The 18,935-nt window shown below is 51.9% G+C and carries 15 protein-coding genes; 2 read left to right on the forward strand and 13 right to left on the reverse strand.

All coding sequences use genetic code 11. The annotated features are described in order from the left end of the window. Positions 1 to 72: 72 nt before the first annotated feature. The 11 genes from MHI42_RS12015 to MHI42_RS12065 form a co-directional block, all read right to left on the reverse strand. Entirely contained in the window at positions 73 to 771 is a 699-nt protein-coding gene (locus MHI42_RS12015; RefSeq protein ID WP_342423913.1) for an SDR family oxidoreductase, read from the reverse strand. A 30-nt stretch (positions 772 to 801) separates the two neighbouring features. Continuing rightward, positions 802 to 1,257, reverse strand: a complete 456-nt coding sequence (locus MHI42_RS12020) for a VOC family protein (RefSeq protein ID WP_042140871.1) — start codon at positions 1,255 to 1,257, stop codon at positions 802 to 804. Between the two features lie 540 nt (positions 1,258 to 1,797). Further along, the gene (locus MHI42_RS12025) at positions 1,798 to 4,035 is read right to left on the reverse strand and encodes a helix-turn-helix domain-containing protein (protein ID WP_342423914.1); all 2,238 of its coding nucleotides are present in this window, start codon (positions 4,033 to 4,035) and stop codon (positions 1,798 to 1,800) included. Between the two features lie 63 nt (positions 4,036 to 4,098). Then, a complete protein-coding gene (locus MHI42_RS12030) occupies positions 4,099 to 5,277 on the reverse strand; it encodes an MFS transporter (RefSeq protein ID WP_342423915.1) in 1,179 nt (392 codons plus the stop codon). 14 nt (positions 5,278 to 5,291) lie between these two features. Then, complete coding sequence (locus MHI42_RS12035; protein WP_342423916.1) at positions 5,292 to 6,278, reverse strand: ROK family protein; 987 nt, start codon at positions 6,276 to 6,278, stop codon at positions 5,292 to 5,294. A 107-nt stretch (positions 6,279 to 6,385) separates the two neighbouring features. Beyond that, complete coding sequence (locus MHI42_RS12040; RefSeq protein ID WP_342423917.1) at positions 6,386 to 8,107, reverse strand: hypothetical protein; 1,722 nt, start codon at positions 8,105 to 8,107, stop codon at positions 6,386 to 6,388. A 25-nt stretch (positions 8,108 to 8,132) separates the two neighbouring features. Then, the gene (locus tag MHI42_RS12045) at positions 8,133 to 9,005 is read right to left on the reverse strand and encodes a carbohydrate ABC transporter permease (protein ID WP_171717011.1); all 873 of its coding nucleotides are present in this window, start codon (positions 9,003 to 9,005) and stop codon (positions 8,133 to 8,135) included. 36 nt (positions 9,006 to 9,041) lie between these two features. Further along, positions 9,042 to 9,944 carry an ABC transporter permease subunit gene (locus MHI42_RS12050; RefSeq protein WP_342423918.1) on the reverse strand — a complete coding sequence of 301 codons (903 nt, stop codon included), beginning with the start codon at positions 9,942 to 9,944 and terminating at the stop codon, positions 9,042 to 9,044. A 100-nt stretch (positions 9,945 to 10,044) separates the two neighbouring features. Continuing rightward, a complete protein-coding gene (locus MHI42_RS12055; RefSeq protein ID WP_342423919.1) occupies positions 10,045 to 11,652 on the reverse strand; it encodes an extracellular solute-binding protein in 1,608 nt (535 codons plus the stop codon). A gap of 447 nt (positions 11,653 to 12,099) precedes the next feature. After that, entirely contained in the window at positions 12,100 to 12,894 is a 795-nt protein-coding gene (locus tag MHI42_RS12060) for a metallophosphoesterase (protein ID WP_342423920.1), read from the reverse strand. 135 nt (positions 12,895 to 13,029) lie between these two features. Then, a complete protein-coding gene (locus tag MHI42_RS12065) occupies positions 13,030 to 13,611 on the reverse strand; it encodes a TetR-like C-terminal domain-containing protein (protein ID WP_171717007.1) in 582 nt (193 codons plus the stop codon). 294 nt (positions 13,612 to 13,905) lie between these two features. Here MHI42_RS12065 and MHI42_RS12070 point away from each other — a divergent pair, with 294 nt between their 5' ends. After that, on the forward strand, positions 13,906 to 15,336 hold the full coding sequence (locus tag MHI42_RS12070) for a DHA2 family efflux MFS transporter permease subunit (protein WP_171717061.1): 1,431 nt from the start codon (positions 13,906 to 13,908) through the stop codon (positions 15,334 to 15,336). Positions 15,337 to 15,469: 133 nt separating this feature from the next. Continuing rightward, positions 15,470 to 15,760: a hypothetical protein gene (locus tag MHI42_RS12075; RefSeq protein ID WP_171717006.1), complete on the forward strand. Its 291-nt coding sequence runs from the start codon at positions 15,470 to 15,472 to the stop codon at positions 15,758 to 15,760. Between the two features lie 39 nt (positions 15,761 to 15,799). On the opposite strand, the gene MHI42_RS12080 is transcribed toward MHI42_RS12075, so the two are convergent. Both MHI42_RS12080 and MHI42_RS12085 read right to left on the reverse strand, forming a co-directional pair. Continuing rightward, on the reverse strand, positions 15,800 to 16,141 hold the full coding sequence (locus MHI42_RS12080; RefSeq protein WP_342423921.1) for a hypothetical protein: 342 nt from the start codon (positions 16,139 to 16,141) through the stop codon (positions 15,800 to 15,802). A gap of 168 nt (positions 16,142 to 16,309) precedes the next feature. Continuing rightward, positions 16,310 to 18,688, reverse strand: a complete 2,379-nt coding sequence (locus MHI42_RS12085) for an ABC transporter ATP-binding protein/permease (protein WP_342423922.1) — start codon at positions 18,686 to 18,688, stop codon at positions 16,310 to 16,312. Between the last annotated feature and the right edge of the window lie 247 nt (positions 18,689 to 18,935).

The raw sequence follows: 18,935 nt of genomic DNA on the forward strand, positions 1-18,935 counted from the left end.
CTATAATTACGGCAGCACGCAAAAAGAGACCGGCGGTGAACGATCCGCTGATCTCTTTTTCAATATATACGACTAAATCTCCATATCCTTACCCGTGTAATCCACGAACATGAAGTGCCCCTCCGGCGCGGTGCGCTGCTCAATCAGGGTAATAATACCTTCGGCACTGGTACGCGGGCTCGTTGGCGCTTTCGCTCCGCCCATATCGGTGGGCATCCAGCCGGGGTGCACGCTTAGTACATGTAAACCACGCTCTTTCAGGGTAACATGCAGCTTTTGCGAGAACATATTAAGTGCTGTCTTGGAGATGGTGTACGGGTAGCTGCCCGGGTAAGCATTCGTAATGCTGCCTGCTTCGGACGAAATGTTGATGATCGACGCATCCGGCTCTGTAAGCAGCGGCAGGAAGTGCTTGACCACCCGCATCGGCCCATACAGGTTAATATCCAGCGCAAGCTGCATCTCGGCAATATCCAGCTCTTCAAGCGAAGTATCCGAGGCATTCAGCACGGCAGCATTATTAACAATGGAGCCTAGCGTCCGCCCCTCTTCCTTCAGGCTGGCGGCAAGCGCCGCGATCCCCTCTTCGTCCGTAACATCGAGCGCAGCCACCGTCAGCTTGTCTCCATAATCTGCGCTAAGCCCGGACAATGCGTCCTGCCCCCGGCTTAAATCACGCACACCGGCAATGACTGAATGTCCGCGTTCCAGCGCTATCGTAACCAGATCCAAACCCAGTCCCCGCCCGGCCCCGGTAATCAGTATATTCATATGATCGTTCCTCCTCTATGACACTCTTGCTTATTTATCGTTCTCCAGCAGCTCCAGGATCACCTTCAACTCCTTGAACGTATCCATATAAGCATAACGTCCTCCGGTGTACTCCCCCTTCTGTTGAAGCGGGAAGCCCTTGCCTTCGAGCAGCATAATCTTCTCCTTCATTCCCTCCACTGCAAAAGCAATGTGGTGAAGCCCTTCCCCGTGCTCATTCAGATAGTCGCGCCATGTGCTCGGCTGATGATCCGGTTCAATCAGTTCCAGCTGCAGTGAGCCCATATCGAAAAAAGCAAGCTTCGCCCGAGCCTCCGTCGCCCCGCCATTATAGTTAGTCTGAGCAATATCTGCCGTATCTGTAATGCCGATCTCCGGTTTCTCGATGCCAAAGAAGTCCGCATACGCCGCGCTTACCTTCTCGATATCGTTCACCAGAATTCCAATCTGCGTAATGAAGTGATTCCCAAGCAATCCTGACATCAGGCTATACCTCCTTCTATTCTGACCAGACTACCATACCCAAACGATGAAAGGGCTGTCAAGCCTGGCACAGAGATGACTCCCCGTAAAAGACAACAGATTCTGCTCTTCAGAGCAGCAAATCCTTGCACTTCAGGTAGACTGTGTCGCAAGAATCACCGGCTTAACCCTCCTGATGTGCCGGAGACCCGGTGACTGCCGACAAAAGTAATGAGCCAATCTGAATTCCTGCACAGAATACAACATTCTGCCCGTCAATACGGCCGTAAGCAGGAATTGTTGTACGAAATGCAGCAATTCTCGCCATCCAAGCCGATTATTGGAACAATTCTTGTATTTCGTACAACAATCTGCTCAAATACTCCGGCATCTGCGGACTAGAGTTGCAATATATACAACAATTCTCCAGTTGTCAACTTGAGAGGCCCTCATTATCAGCTAATTAGATGCCGGCACACGGCTTCTCCCATTCCCTATGGATTGGCACTTGGCTGGCTGGTTATAGTCTTAAGTGTTATGCACCGGACACCCTCATCCGTTGTCTTAATCCTCCGCTCCCGGCTTCATCCGGTGCTTGCGGTAGTCACCCGGTGTAACCCCGACGACCCGCTTGAAGACACGGCCGAACGTGATCGAACTGGTATAGCCCAGTTTCAGGGCGATATCCTGCAAATTATCGCTGGTTGTCGCGAGCAGATATTCCGCGCGCTGCATCCGCAGCTGAGTCAGGAAATCGACGAATTTCATATCGAATTCCTCTTTGAACAAATGGCTGGCATATTTGCCCGAGATCTGGAACCGGTCGCTTAGATGCTTAAGCGAAAGATCGGGATTATCGAAGTTCTCTTCTATATATACCTTCATCTCGCTGATCATTGCCCGGTAGCTCTTCGATTCATTGACGGAGACATAGATCCGGTAAATTTCCGCCAGCCACTTCAGCATTACTGTATGAACCTGCTCCAGCGTGGCCTGCGCCTCAATCTCACTGTAATACCCCTGTAGACTCGGCCCGCCAAAAATCCGCCGCAGACTGTCCGACAGCTGCCCCAGCTCCCGGTCAAGCATCTGGATCAGCATATGCAGCAGCATATGAATCTCTTCATCCCTGATCTGATCGCCGCTGAACCAGACGAACAGCTCGTCCACCCGCTTCCGCCAATTCTCATCAGCGATCCGGAATTCACGGACAATCTCGCTCAGCATCTGCAGGTACTTGTAGGAATGCAGCGTGGAGCGGTCAGGCAGGCTGTCACTCAGCACCACCATATCTTTGCCGAGTGACAGCTTATGCTGCAGTGCCGTTTCCGCTGCCTTGCAGGAATCCGAAATGGCCTCCAGTCCGGTCACAACCGGACCTACTCCAATCGCCAGCGACAACCCCAGGTTGTCACTGACCCAGCGGAGATAACGTTCCGCGAGTTTACGCAGAGTAATTTTGTCATCCTTCAGACTGTCATCACTGCCGATAATGAGTCCAATCCGGTTGCCGCTCACCCACTCGGCCCAGCCCTGCAGGCCTTCTTCCGCCGCCAGCTCCTGGAACAGATTCATCAGCGTCAGCTTGAGCATATTCTGCTCCTTGGCCGGGTATTTGCGGCGGAACCCGTCATATTGGTTCATCTCTGCGGCAATGAACGCATAGGCTTCAGCCTCTTCCGTGAACGGCTTGAACCGCTCCAGCTTCCCGTCCGGGGAATCGCCCCGCTCACCTTCCATCAGATCCAGGAACAGCTGGCGGCGCTGCACCAGCAGGTTCTCGTCATATTGCTCCTGATAGCTTACCGTCTGGTTAATCAGCGTCTCCAGCGCCTGATCAATCAGCACAAGCTCGCTGCGCGACTTGCTGTCCAGACTCTCCTCGCGGAACTGCAGCGCCTGAATCCGGTTCATCATGGCCTGGATCGGCCGGTAGTTTTTGCGGGTGATATATAGAATATAGAGCGTGCCCAACACGACGGTCAGGATGCCGATAATAATCCAGACATACGACACGACCGACATCCAGGCGAAGAGCTCGCCCGCACGGATGCCGCTCTCAAAGGTCCAGCCTGTATTATCCGAATGGATGCGGGTGAGCACGCTGCCTTCCTGCATATTATTGTCCCCATGCGCCGTATAGATCAGCTGACCCTGTCCGTCTACCACACGCATGAAGGACACCTGGCTGTTCGTCATGCTGTCAATCATCTGTTCCAGCCGGTACATGCTTAAGTTGACGACGATCATCCCCTCGGCTCCGAAGGGAAGCGGCAGCATCTTCGGCATACTGATTACCCGCACCGGCTGGTCAGAGCTGAATATCCGCAGCGTACGCACATCACTCCAGTTCCGCTCACCGCTGCCCGCCAGCGCCTGGTTCAGAAATTCCCGGTCGGCGAACACCTCCCTGTCCACCAGGCCGCTGAGTGTCAGCACCTTATCATCCCACTTACGGTAAATATAGATCGAGTCAATCAGCTGATTGCGGTAGAGGACAGCACTCATATCTTTTACAGTATTATAGAGCCGGGTCCGGTCGCCTTCATCGCTCAGCCCGTTCAAGAAATCGCCGTAATCATGATTGGTCTCCATCTCCTGGAGCACAGATATTTCCACATCACTCAACGCATTCTGCAGGGAATCTACTACGTAGCCGGTAGAGATGCGGTTGGCTTTGTCCGTTTCACTGCGTGAAAGCTCGCCCACAATCAGGAACGACAGGAAAATCAGGATCGACACGGTCAGCAAAAAGATAGGGAAATAGGAGAACATCATTCTGCTCGACCAGTTTCGTTTCATATGTACTCCCGCCCTTCTTGAAATGGAATCCGAAGCCTTCTGCCTGCGGGATGAAAGAAAAGCTTACACAGGTGCCTTGGTCATTCGGTTTATCCAATATAGCATGCCCGCGCCGATAAGCGCACTAACCGTGCAGGCCAGATACATCATCTGTGCACCGCCTGAATAGAACAAATAACCGTTTAAGAGGTTCCCTACAATCCCGCCCAGTCCGGAAAAAACCATGTTGAACAGGCTTTGGCCGGTCGCCTGCATTTTTTTGCCGGAAGCCTCTGCCACATATTCCACCGCAGCCACATAGAACAGCCCGAAGGACAATCCATGCAGCACCTGAATCCCGACCATGACCGCCGGCACCGGGAACAACCACTGAATCCCCCAGCGCAGCGCATAAAAGAAGGCAGCCAGCAGCAGCGTCCGTTCATGTCCGATCCGCTTCAGGATTCTGGCGGCCAGCAGCATCGAAGGGATATTAGTTAATGAAGCCAGCAGCAGCGCTGTCCCGACCAGGGAGTAGCTGCCCCCGGCTTCCTGAAAGGCCAGGACGAAGAAGGAATTATAAGCCGTAAGCGTCTGGTTTACGAAAAAGCAGGCCATCAGAAACAACACAAACAGCCGGTTCCCCAGCAGCTCCTTCATTCCTTGCGACAGTGATATGGCCGCTGCTGTCCGCTCCGTACTGCGTGACAGTGTTAGGACTGTTGCCGCCCCGCCCAGGCTCAGGAACAGAAACGGCATCCAGAGCTGAGTAATTTCAAAATGCGAAAGGTAGAATCCTCCGGCATAACCGCCTATTGCCGTGCCCAGACTGCCCAGGCTGCGGATTGTCCCGTAGGAGGTACGTCCTTTGCGGGCTGCAGTAACGGCATAGGAGTCCGCCACCGGACTTTGGGTAGCCTGAAAGACTATAGAGAGTATATAGACCATTATAATTACCGCAGTGTACTTGAAGCCGTATAGGCAAGACAAAACAGCCGGTACAGAAATACTCAGTAACAGCACGAGCTTGGTCTGGCGGTACCTGTCGACCATCAGCCCCCATACCGGCTGAACTACGATGGCCAGCAGTGTGCCGATGGACATAAGTACCCCCACGACATTGGCTCCGATGCCCTGATGTACAAACAGGGTCGTTAGATAGGGATTAAAGAGTCCGCCAGCAAGACCCGAGAGCAAATATAATAAGCGGAGCTTCAGCAGCTCGGTCCTGGCTTCCAGAGGTATGATCGCCGTATTATCCATGATGCATTCTTCCTTTACCACAAGATGGCCGCAGCAGCTGCCGCAGCTCCAACCGCCCCTGCCGTGTTGCCCAGCCTCGCCTGTTCGATATTGACCGGAAAGGGCAAATATTTGCCGGCCCGTTCACGGATTTCCTTCATATAATAATCGCCGGATACGGCAACCCCGCCGCCAAGCACGACCAGCTGCGGATTCAACAGCACGGCTGCGCTGGCTATTGCAGCCGCCAGATGCTCGAGCGGCCGGTCCATAAGACTAAGGGCAGCGGGGTCACCTTCAGCTGCTGCCTGAAGCACATGACGGGCATCGACGTTCTCCCCGCCGCCTCCGGCCAGCTCCAGAATCCGCGACGCGGAGCGTGCCTCCGCCTCGGCGAGCCACGCCCGGGCCAGCGCCGTGATGCCGCTGCCGGACGCTACTGCTTCGAGCGGCCCGAAGCCCGCGCCTGAGGCCGGCAGGCGATGACGGTCCTGACCGGCATCAACGATCATGTACCCGGCCTCGCCTGCCGCAAAATCCGCCCCCTTATACAGCCGTCCGTTCAGCAGCATCGCACTGCCGATGCCCGTGCCGACCGTGATCATCAGTACATGCTCTTTCCCCTCCGCAGCGCCCTTCCAGCATTCACCAAGCAGAGCCAGATTCACATCATTATCCAGATAGATCCGTCCTGCATAATGACGGCGGATCAGCGGGCGGATATCCTCCGCCGGCCAGGGCAGCGATGGAGCCTGAGTCAAACAGCCCTCCGTATCGCCTATAACACCCGGGAAGCCGATGCCGATGCCCGAGAGCTGTGGAACCTCCAGTTGAATCCCCGCCAGCAGCTGCGCTAATTCAGCAAACAGCCAAGCCATAAAGGACCCGGGGGCTTCATGCGCCGCTGTACTTCTCCGCTCCAGCAGCAGAATTTCTCCGCTGCCGCCGGTGACGCAGAACATCGTCTTGGTGCCGCCGACATCAATACCGGCGTAAATCCGGTTTACTCTCGCCTCTGTCATCGCTGTACGCCACCTTCCAGATTCAGGCTCTCCGCTTCAGCGGATGCCCCATTGTAGACAAAGATAGACCTCACCATTTGCTTGAGGTCTATCTTCACAGGCCTTAACTATTCAGAAGCCGGGTCCAGCCGGAGCGTGAAGGCCATCTCCTGCACCCCGTCTTCGGGACGGTGCAGATAGATAATCTCCAGCTTCTCACCCTGCTCATCCAGTTGTATGGACGGGGACGGTGCAGCCGCTGATACACTGCAGCCAAGACCCGGCAATGTCCAGCGCTCTGGCGTTATCCGGGCAGCGGCCAGCCCCGGTCCGGTAATTTCAAACAACACTTCAATTGAAACCTCTGTATCCAGCCGGACTGTGGCTGTCAGCAGATCCTTCTCTACCTCAGCTTCGAAGATCATGCCCCGCAGATGGCTGTTCCAGCTCTTGCCCTGCTCCCTGCGAATGAGGCGCAGGTAATAGCGGGAACTGCCGGCGGCATCCTTCCAGTTGGTATCCATCCAGTGAATGGTGGCCGGATGCATCTGGCCGTTCGTATTGCGGCTTCCCGACATCGCCCCGATCATCCGGCGCTCTTCAATCCAGGCCGCTGCGGTGCACAGATTGCGGTTCTCTCCCGGCTTGTCCCGTTCACACAGCTCGCGGAACTGTTTCTCCACTCTGCGGCTCCCGCCAAAGCTTACGAATTGCGGCAGCAGTTCAGCCGGAATAGCTGCACCAGCCAGCGCGATCAGCGGATCATGTGTTGTCTCGCAGTTCGGCGCAGCCAGATGCTCATAGCCTGCCCCCAGTGCCAGATAGAGGAACACTCCAATGGAGCTGTGTCCGGTCATCTCCATCTCGTAAGCCCGGGAGAACGGTCCCGACAGGTTCTCCAATACCGGATTATAGAACAAGGCGATATTACTCCACATCCCCCGCTCCAGCGTCTGCCCGATTTCCCTGAAAGCGGCAGAACATCCATAGGTTCTCCATAAGCCCAGCACCGTAAGGTCGACGCCGTAATAGGTCGTTGTATTGAACTCGGCTATTGAGCCGAATTCGGCATATGCCACGAGGAATGCAGCGGCTTCTTGGCCAGCATGGCGGGTCCAGTCCTCACGGGCGAACCTGTGCCCGTAATAATGGACGATAAAGATGTGCATCAGCTCAATATTGGAGTTCATCGGCACGGCATCGGATAGACGCCGGTCAATGGACGCTGAAACCGCCCTCTTCATAGACTCGTCCATGCGTGAGACAAGCTCCGCCGGCAGGACATCCGCGAACTCCTCCAGAATCACCGCGAACGTACTTGCGATGAATTCACGCCAGTTCGGGTCATAGCTCTTCCATACCGGAGGCAGCACCTCATCCACTGCGGACTGCAGATATCCCCTAACCGTCAGCTCATCACAATCCGGCAGAACCTGACTTATTTCCCGGGAAAGTGCGGCGCCGAGCCGCTTACCGATTTTGTCAGTAGTTTCACTGAGAAAGTACGCAAAACCCGGCGCGAATTCCTTCCAATTGTAGTTCCCGGCCGGTGGCAGCGCGGCCTGGGGCGACACGCGGAAGGTGCCGTGATAAATTTCGTCAGGGACATTGAATTGCAGATCCATGACCTTATTCAGCAATCCCGCTGCCCGTTCCTGATCACCTTCGCCGCTGCGGATCAGCAGTCCCAGCGCATAGTGCGCACTGCTGCGCGTATTATGCCGGTCACTTTGCTCCTCATCAATCAGCAGTTCCATCTCTGCGTCATAGAATGAATCCATCAGCGCCATCGCCTGGTCCACCAGATGGCGCTGTTTTTCCGTAAGCCTGTTGATCATCGCCTGTGTCACGGTATTTCCCTCCTCTTCGTCTTCCTCAGCCTTTAACCGCGCCTGCCATCATGCCGCTGATGAAATAACGCTGCAGGAATGGATATACGATCAGAATCGGCACCGTGGAGAAGACTACGCTTGCCGCCTTCAAGCTCTCCGGCATCAGCTGTGCCATACCCAGACCCTCCTGCTGCATCAGCTCGCTGACCTGATTATTCTGGATCATCTGATACAACTTCAGCTGCAGCGGATAGAGATCCGGACGGTTGATATACATCAGCGCATCCTGGAATCCATTCCAGCGGCCTACGGCATAGAATAAGCTTAATGTGGCCAGTGACGGCAGTGACAACGGAAGTATAACGCGGAACAAGGTGCCCAGATGCGTTGTCCCGTCAATCTCCGCTGCCTCTTCCAGGCTCTTCGGAATGCTGTTGAAGAAGGAAATAAGGATAATCATATAGAAAGGGCTGATTAAACCGGGCAGCACCAGCGCCCAGACGGTATCCAGCAGGTGGAGGTTCCGGATCAGGATATAATCCGGAATAATGCCTCCGCTGAAGAACATCGTAACGACAATAATCAGCATGAACCATTTTCGTCCGCGCAGCTCCTTCTTGGACAAGGAGTAAGCAACGGCTATTGTCATGGCCATCGACAGCACGGTAGCCAGAATAGTCAGCATAATCGTGAAGCCCAGTGAACGGATCATCGACATATCGGAGAAGACCTTGGTGTAGGCCTCAAAAGTGAATTCCCGCGGGAAAAAGGTCACCAGGCCCGACATGATCGGACGGCTGGAGCTGAGCGAGATCGCAATAATATGAACAAAGGGCAGCAGACACACAAGAATTACGACAATAATGATCAGGACATTAAGGATATCAAATATCCGGTTAGATGCGCGTTCGCTCATAGTTGTTCCCCCTCGTCTCTATTTGCTTTGGACTGGCTAGAGTATGCTCTCATCCGCCAGCTTCTTGGATGCATAGTTCGCACCGAGCAGGAAGATCAGGCCTACCAGCGCCTGGAACAACCCGACTGCAGTCGCCAGAGAGATTTGTCCGGATTCAATGCCTACACGGTATACGAAGGTACTGAGCACCTCGGAGTAATCGCGGACGGCTACATTGCCGACGATGAACGGCCGGTCAAAGCCAATGGAGATCATATTGCCCAGGTTAATAATGAGCAGGGTAGCAATCGTTGTTTTGATGCCCGGCAGAGAAATATGGAAGATTTTTTTGAAGCGGCCAGCGCCATCCACCTCTGCAGCCTCGAACAGCTCTTTGTTGATGCCGGTTAATGCTGCCAGGTACAGGATCGTTCCCCAGCCTGCACTTTGCCACACCCCGACCAGCAAATACGTAATCAGCCAGTAATGCTTATTGGAGAGAAACGGAATAGCATCCAGCCCCATACCGGTCAGCAGGTTGTTAATGAAGCCTGACTCTGTGCCGAATACCTGCAGCACGATGCCGCCGATAATGACCCAAGAGATGAAATGCGGGACATACAGAATGGTCTGGGCGAATTTCTTGAACCAGATGATCCGCAGCTCATAGAGCATAATTGCCAGAATCAGCGGTGCGGGAAAAGAAATAATCAGATCCAGCAGATTGAGCAACAGCGTGTTGCGCAGTGCTTTGAAAAAATCATTACTCTGAAACACCTCGCGGAAAATATCCAGCCCGACCCATTCACTGCCGGCGATACCTTCAAAGAAGTTAAATTCTTTGAACGCAATCTGTACCCCGTACATCGGCCCGTATTTAAAAATCAGGAAGTAAATGACCGGCAGCATAAGCAAAGCGTACAACTGCCAGTTTCTGCGTAAGTAAGTCGTGTTCTTCACTGCCTTCACTCTCCTCTCCTGCCCTTTGTATACGGCAGCGGCTGGAGGCCGTGACCGGCCTCCACTTGCGCATACCGTCCTCTTTCTACGCTCCGTCCGTTTATTTGGACGTCATTTCCTTATAAGCTGCCGTACGTTCATCGAGAATCGCCTGACCGCCGCTCGCCATATAATCTTTGATCATCGAATCATAAGTGCTCTCGAACTGCTCCGGCTTAATCATGGTCATCTTCACGATGATTTCCTGGAACTTGTCGGCCAGTGCCGTTCCGTATTTCGCTTCAGCCTCGATCGGATGGCCGAACCGTACCGGCTGAATGGTATCGACATTCGAGATTTCAACCGATTTCTTCATATCTGCCTGGAACTTCTCGGGAGTCTGGGCAATATAAGCCGCTTCATTCTTGGCATCATCACCGGCGAATTTACCGTTAACAATTACCGCAATATCCCCAAAGTTATACAGGCGGTCGGTAATTTCAGAGGTCGCGTCCGGTTTAACAACCGGAACTCCGTTCACCAGAGTATAGTTCTCATTCTCCACACCGAACTGAATATCGAACAGGTTCGTATCCGAAGCCATCCAGTCGAGATATTTCAGCGCTGCTACAGCATTGCTGCTCGATTTCGGGATCATGACATACATAGCATTGGGTGCATAGGCCGGTTTGGCATGCTCACCCGCCGCATTCGTGAAGGTATCCACCGGAGTAATCGAGGCACCCGGCACATTGGTCTGCAGATTCTCATAGAAGTCATTCCAGGTGAAGTACGGCTCACCGGCATCCTCTGTATAGAAGCCTACCAGACCATTCTGCAGACTCTGCCATAGCTGCTTTTTATCTTTATCCAGACCGAAGTCCTTGCTCATCAGCCCTTCATTATAGAGCTTATTCATGAATTTCAGCGCATCCTCGAAGCCCGGCAGCAGCGCCGGGTAATCGCTTGAGCCCAGCTGCTGGGTCAGCGTATACCGCTGCTCATCGGTAAGCGGCTTAATGAACGACCAGATCAGCGGTTCATACTGCGCAGCTGCCAGACTTACTCCGAACGGAATCACCTTGCCGCCAGTGTTGCCAGGATCTTGTTCCTTAAAGGCCTTAAGTGTAGTGTAGAGCTCTTCCGTATTCGTCGGTGCCGGCAGTCCCAGCTTATCCAGCCAATCCTGACGGACATATCCGGCGTATTTGCCAAGTACAAGCCTTCTGCCCGGAAGCGCGAACTGCTTGCCGTTGTATTGTCCGTAAGCCAGCGTGTCCTCGCCGAGGAACTTCTTCAGGTTCGGGGCATATTCATCAATTAGCTCTGTAAGATCGGTAAGCCCGCCCTGCTCGGCATACCGGTTGAACGTTCCCGAATCATAGGTGAACACGATGTCAGGCACTTCGCTTTTGCTGGCCATCAGCACATTCAGCTTCTGAATTTCCTCTGAGCGGGGAACAGGAACGAACTCTACATCAATGTTGTTCGGCTTACCGAACCGCTCCTGCACAAGCCGGGTCAGGTAACTGTCAGAGATCGTATAACCGGAAGGCGTATTCCCGCGGTCGAACACCTCTACCTTTAATGTAGCAGGCTCAGGAGACCCGGAACCGGCATTGCCGCTCGCCGTATCCTCCTTCGAAGAACACGCGGATAACAGCATTGTGGAGGCCATCAGCACCGCTATTGCCGGGCTTGCCCATTTCTTAGACCCTCTTGTTGTCATTCTCTCATCACCTTTCCCCTTATCAATGTCAGATAACTTATCTTCAGTTGCCGATTAACTTGTTGCCAGCGCCTTTGATGTCACTTAGTATTACATGAATTAAGTTAAGCGCACAATAAACCATTTTCCACCCTAAAACACACGTTATATATGTAAGAAAACCTTATAAACAAACAATTATCGTCCAAACAAACTGCTTTCAACTTGCTTATCTGCCCCATTACACAGTAAATCCCGCTTATTTTGGCCTTAGTGTATGTCAGCTATGCCTACCAGATAGCAAGTAGAAACGGCTTTGCCGTCCTTATAAAGGACGGTACCGTTTCAGCGAGAAATAGAAGGATAATTTATAACGTGAAACATATAAATTCTCATATTTGCAAAAAAAGAATGCTCCCGCAGGAACACTCTTTCCTCTACTAAATATAACCCGGAGCCTGAGCAGACTCAGTGTGCAATATACGCGTCCACTTTATATCCGGAGCCGCTGCTGGTTAATTTGGCATTATAGTAACCCATGTTTCCATCCGGCTTGCATTTATAATCCCCGGAGCAGCCGCACACGAAGAATTTCGTCCGTGGGTATCCCGGATTAATATTGCTAAGCTTCCGGTAGAATTTATGTCCATGATGTGTGAAGATAGCCAGGACCTTGTCTCTGGCTTTTACCGGAATTGCCGAGAAGAACCTGGATGTCTCCGCAGCGCTGAGCACATGGCTGGATTCAACCGTGATCCCCTGCACTCTTAGCGGCCAGTGAAAATCAATAATATAGAAATAACGGTCATCCAGATTGCGCAGCAGATTGATACTCGCCGGAGTGAATTGTCCCAGAGCACAATCAAGCCATACATATTTCACCTTACCCTGTGTGCCCGGGAAATTCATCTGTCCGGTAACCGCCCCCAAGTATTGCGTAAATAGGGACCGGGTGCTTGCCTCCCAATTTCCTATAGAGGCCTTATACGGAATGCTTCCAAGCGTGCTTGTTACTGTATCCTTGAAGTCTTTGTAATACGCGTTCGCATTATTCCCGTGATCCGCTCCTGCCTGTGCATTATCTCCGCCAAAGATAATAAAGCGTTTATTGCCGCTGCCCACTGCTTTGGGCAAAAGACTTTTAAAAATACTCAAGCTGTTTCCGTATCCTACATGGCTGTCGCCAAACACCGCAAATTCGACGGTCTGTGCCTTCACTCTGCGTTTCACTCCGGGCACAGCCTGGCGCTTTGCAGGAAGCACCCTTTTCCGTTTTGGACCTGCCTGCCTCTTCACCTGAACCACCTCATATCAATAGATTCGCAATGCACAGTGATATCTACTATATATATGCGGAATGAATTGGCGGTTCTTGGACCTATGGATATGGACCCTTCCTTAGCTCGAACGCAGCGAAGTGATCTGTTTGGCCAGATACTGCGGCGAATACGGCATATCCTCCCGGAGCCAGGCGATAATCGTACCTATGAGGGCCGCAGAGCCGTACCACACGGCAATGTCCTTCTGAACCGTAACTTCCGAAGCGTTGCGGGTAGCCAATCTTCTCTCCACCCGGGTGGAAATGATATCAGCCATCAGCCTGAACAGACGATCGGTGAATATCGTACTCTTCCGCGACGTTAGCACAATTTTATAGAATTTCGCGTTCTCCGCAATATGCGTCAGCAGGCGCTCCAGCATCGGCCATTGCTCTCCTTCAGCCGCTTCAGCATTCCCCATATAACCGCTTACCACTTGAAGCACGTCCTCGGCCATATCATCCGCCATCTTCTCCATCATATCGGGGATATCCCGGTAATGCAGATAGAAGGTCACCCGGTTAATTTTGGCCCGTTCCGCGATGCGGTTGACCGTAATTTTCTCAATGCTCATTTCTTCCATCAGATCAATTACAGCCTCTCTCAGCAGTTGGCGTGTACGCAGGACACGAGGGTCCGTGTGCGGGGGAGTTTTCGTCATTTTAACCACTCCATTCTTCAACGTTCAAATAGCAGACTACACTTTTCGTTAAAATGTCGTTTATCACCTATATAAACTACATTAATGTCTTAATCGTAAACTAATATACAGTTTTTCAGAAATCGTTGCTTGATTACATGAAAATTTCATCTATAATCTACTTTATACATTGTAAACTATACAACACACTGTAAATTTAGTCCATGATTCGGCGATTTGAAAGGATGGAGAATAGTGAGTAACAAGACAGACATTAAAGACAGTTCCATCAAAAAGGGACCTATTCTTTTCGTAATGATTCTCGGTGCCTTTCTGGCCACACTGAATCAGACGATAATGAGCGTTGCCACACCGGAGTTAATGCATGACTTCAACATCACGGCCGCAACGGCCCAGTGGCTGACCACCGGCTATATGCTGGTTAACGGTGTACTGATTCCAATCACAGCTTATCTGATGCAGCGTTTCACTACACGTGAACTGTTCCAGGCATCTATGTTTATCTTCTTCGCAGGAACGGTCGTCTCCGCTATGGCGACAAGCTTCCCGATTCTGCTTACCGGACGTATGATTCAGGCAGCCGGTGCCGGTATTATTATGCCGCTGCTGACCAATGTCATTTTAACCCTGTTCCCGCGTGAGAAAAGAGGCGCCGCCATGGGTATGGTCGGGCTGGCCATTATCTTCGCCCCGGCGATCGGCCCTACACTGGCCGGTTACATTATGGAACACTACTCTTGGGAGACTATGTTCTACGGCATGCTTCCACTCACAGTCATCGTTATCGTATGCGGATTTATTTATCTGAGAAATGTAGCAGAGCGTTCTTATCCAAAAGTCGACTTAACCAGCGTAGCCTTGTCCACCATCGGATTCGGAACCTTGCTGTATGGCTTCAGCCGGGCCGCCAGCGCAGGCTGGTCTAGCGCAGAGGTGCTGTTGTCGCTGGCTGCAGGTGTGATTTCCCTCGGCTTGTTCGTATGGAGACAGCTGGCTTCGGATAGCCCGCTGCTGGATCTGCGGGCCTTCAAATATAATATGTTCTCCCTGACCACTGTTATCAGCGTCATGGTTACGATTGTAATGTATGCAGATATGATGCTGCTGCCGCTCTACCTGCAGAACGCCCGCGGCTTCACAGCGATGGAATCCGGCCTGCTGCTGCTTCCCGGTGCAGTCATTATGGGCTTGCTCATGCCGGTTACCGGCAAGCTGTTTGACCGCTTCGGTGCGAAATGGCTGGCCATTATCGGCCTGCTGATCACGATCCTCGCTACCCTGAGCTTCGTGAATCTGACCGACTCGACAAGCTATGCCTTTCTGATGCTCATGTCCACCGGACGCCGGATCGGGATGGCGCTGCTGCTCATGCCGATTCAGACCCTCGGGCTGAACCAGCTGCCATCCAAGCTTAATTCGCATGGTACAGCCATTTCGAATACTGTAAGACAAGTGGCCGGCGCTGTGGGTACTTCCCTGCTGGTTACCGTAATGACCAGCCGTACCACTACCCACATGAAGGATATGATGGTAAGTGGTGTACAAGACACCAAGGAACATATGATTACAGCAGCTTCCATCCAGGGTATCAATGATGCGTATCTGGTCATCGTGGGTATCGGCATCATCGGCCTGCTGCTCTCCTTCTTCATCAAGAAGGTAGGCCATGCATCGGAGAAAGAACCCGAAATGAAGCTTAAGACGGTTGTTGCCAAGGAAGTCTAATATCAAATAGCATGCTCAAGAGATCAGCGGGATTACACCTGCTGATCTCTTTGTATTCCTCGCATAAACCAAACGCTTGTAGTACAATGATATCTTGGCTGTACATTATAGAAGAAGAGTAAGAGGTGCCCGGATGGCTATTAGCTTCACGAAATCTATGCTTAACCGCTTAAATCAGGAAATCACAGAGATGGAATCGGGTATAGCAGAGCTACAGAAGAAGACCCACAAGACCCGGCTCAAAATTAACCAGATCGAAAAAGACTGCAAATTAAGCACTTCCCCCAGCGCACTTAGCAGCAAAATGAGCCGGATCACCAAATTACAGGCAGAACTCAAAAAAATCTCCCAGCAGCATTTAGAGCTGTCCAAGGAGATTAACAAAAAGAAGTCCACGCGCGCCCAGCTGCCTTCTGCGGAGTAATCCGTTTCCTGGCTGATCGGTTTAAGCAGAGCCCGGCAGTTAGCCCTTCTGGTCTTGCCGGACACGCAGCCAGGCCAGCAAATAGATCACGCATAAGAAACCCCAAAAGTAATTAGCGAATATACTCTGCCCTAATGCTGCGGAGAGCAGGATATGATACAGACAAGTAAATACAAAAAATGACGCTAATACCACGTTCATGGTTCTGGCGGATACCTGCTTCGGAATGGCGCTTCTTGAAATGAGGTAGGCAGCGGCAACAGCGATGGCTAAAGACAACACTATCCTCAGATTCTGATTCTTGAACATATCATGCATTGTAATCACAGCCGCCAGTCCAACAAAACACGCAATGATTTGGATGATATTTCTCGTTTTCATTCGATCCCTCCTGTGCACTTGAATAACTCTCATTTATGTTATTTTATCCCATGCATTTCTTGCTTGTCTGTGATTAATGGCAATTAACGCACAAAAGAACCAAAGGAACGGATTCCCTTGGTTCTTTCAGCATTTCATTTCATTCAGATGGATCAGGACTAAGCCTGATTATTCACTGCGCAGTGCAGCAACCGGGTCCTTCTTCGCTGCCATCTTGGCCGGAATCGCACCGCCGAGCATGGTCAGCAGGACGCTGATCACACCTAGAATGAGCGCATGCAGCGGGTTAAGCTGAGCCACATTCTTCAGCTCGGTCAGGTTATACAGAATCGCGTTAACCGGAATGGTCAGCAGATAGGTAATGCCGATCCCCAGAATCCCCGAGCAAGCCCCGATAATGAAGGTCTCGGCATTGAAGACCCGTGTAATATCCTTCTTGCGGGCCCCCAGCGCACGCAGTACGCCGATCTCCTTCGTCCGTTCCATAACGGAAATGTAAGTGATGATCGCGATCATAATCAGTGACACCACGAGGGAAATTGCTGCAAAAGCAATCAGCACCATCGTAATTCCGTCCATAATCCCGCCGGAAATGTTGGTGACAATAGCCGCCAGATCGGTATACTGCACCTGATCCTCCGTTGCCTTCCCTTCATTCCATTTGTCCAGATAGGCTGTAACGGATTCTTTGGCACTGAAATCAATCGGGTACAGCGAGACTGCGCTTGGAATTTCAGTTGCCCCCAGAGCGGCAAGTGCATCGTCCTTAGTTAAGGAAGCCATACTGCCTGCTGCTGCCATACCAGCGTTCATGAGTGGTGACCCGCCCATTGCGCCGCTTGAACCCATGCCGGCTACCCCTTCTGACAAGGCCTGCCCTGTCAACACATTGATATCTGCGGCTTCCTGTGCAAGTACAATCTCAGATTTCTGTGCATCGGCAATGAACGTAGCGGCCAGCTCATCGGAATAGACAATGCCGGGAGACAGCGTAGAAATGCTGGAACCTTCCTGCCCGCGCAGAACACCAACAATGTTCAGCGTCACGGCATTAGGACTGTTGTAGAGAGCGGTCAGATCAGCAGCTGTTCCATTGACAACAAACTGCTCGCCATTTTTCTTATAATAATCATTGTTCATTACCAGCTTCAATTGAGTTCCGACAAGATCGCTCAGATTGATGCTCTCCGCTTCATAATCCAGCCCCAGAGCATCCACTGCTGCATCGGTCAGACGGTTGTATTCATCCACGATGAGCACAAGATCGGTCTTCTCTGTGGGAAATGATCCTTCCAGCAGGTCATAGTACTGCTCCAGATAGCTTCCCGAGGCACTGCCCTGTTTGCTTGGATATGGGGCTACAGTGATATTGCTTTTATCCAGCGTGGTTGCCTTGTCCCCATCCATAACCAGCCAGTTCATATTCACGGTACGGGTATAAGAGACGCCGTCAATCAGCTTCGGATCGATTCCATCCAGATACTCGATATACTCCGGGGTCAGCACATTCGTATGCATTGCTGAATTCACGGTGGGGTCATACGGATAGAGCTTTTTATCTGCCGGATATGAGGTAAGTTCCGTTGACTCTTGACCCGGAGGACCTGCATTCTGCAAATTAATCGCCGTCTGGTTAATAGAGATCGGGAAGTTGGACAAGGCCCCGGTTTCATACGAGCTGATCTGTTTATCGAAGCCGTTGGATAAGGACAGGATCAGCGCGATGCCAATAATTCCGATACTTGAGGCAAAAGCGGTCAACCCCGTACGCCATTTCTTGGTGGCGATATTTTTACCGGATAATTTCAGTGCTGTGAAAAAGCTCATGCTCGTTTGCTTCAGCTTATACGCACTTGAGGTCTTCTGCGTGGCCAGCGGATTGCTGTCCGAGATCGCATGACCGTCCGAGAAGCGGATGACGCGGTCTGCATAGCTCTCTGCCAGCTCCGGATTATGGGTAACCATGATCACCAGCTTATCCTCCGCAATGGTCTTGATCAGCTCCATGATCTGCTCACTGGTCTCTGAATCCAAGGCACCTGTAGGCTCATCCGCCAGGATAATGTCCGGATTGTTCGCCAGCGCACGGGCAATTGCTACACGCTGCATCTGTCCGCCTGACAGCTGATTCGGCTTTTTGTGCACATGATCCTTCAGTCCAACCTTCTCCAGTACTTCAAGCGCCTTGCGGTGCTTCTCGGCTGAAGCTATCCCGCTGAGCGTCATCCCCATCTCCACGTTGTCTGTAATGCTCAGATGTGAGATCAGATTATAGCTTTGAAAAATAAAGCCGACACTATTATTACGGTACGCATCCCACTCGCTGTCTTTGAAGCGTTCTGTCGATTGGCCGTTGATGATCAGCTCTCCGCTGTCATACTGATCGAGCCCGCCGACGATATTCAGCAGCGTGGTCTTGCCCGAGCCGCTTTGGCCGAGAATCGCGACGAATTCACTTTCCCTGAAATTGAGATTCACTTTATCCAGTGCAACCTGTGTAAATTCGCCGGTCTTGTAGCTCTTGGTGATGTTTTTTAATTGCAGCATTGTCCGATCTCCCTTTCCATCCCTGTAATCATTAGTCTCTCTGAAATCTTCTAGTCTTACTGTACCCCAGTATAGCCGCCCAATATAAACTAAACCTAAACTCCCAGTTGAGACTGGCTTGATCTTGATGAGGTATACTAAAATAACCCCACAAAGTGGTGCTTTGGCTTCGAGGGTTACTCCGGTACTTTGCGGGGAACCCATAACCATATAAACAAGCTATACGTTGAATAACATGGAACCGTTC

The sequence above is a fragment of the Paenibacillus sp. FSL E2-0178 genome, from assembly GCF_038593005.1.
GTDB lineage: Bacteria > Bacillota > Bacilli > Paenibacillales > Paenibacillaceae > Paenibacillus_AQ > Paenibacillus_AQ phytohabitans.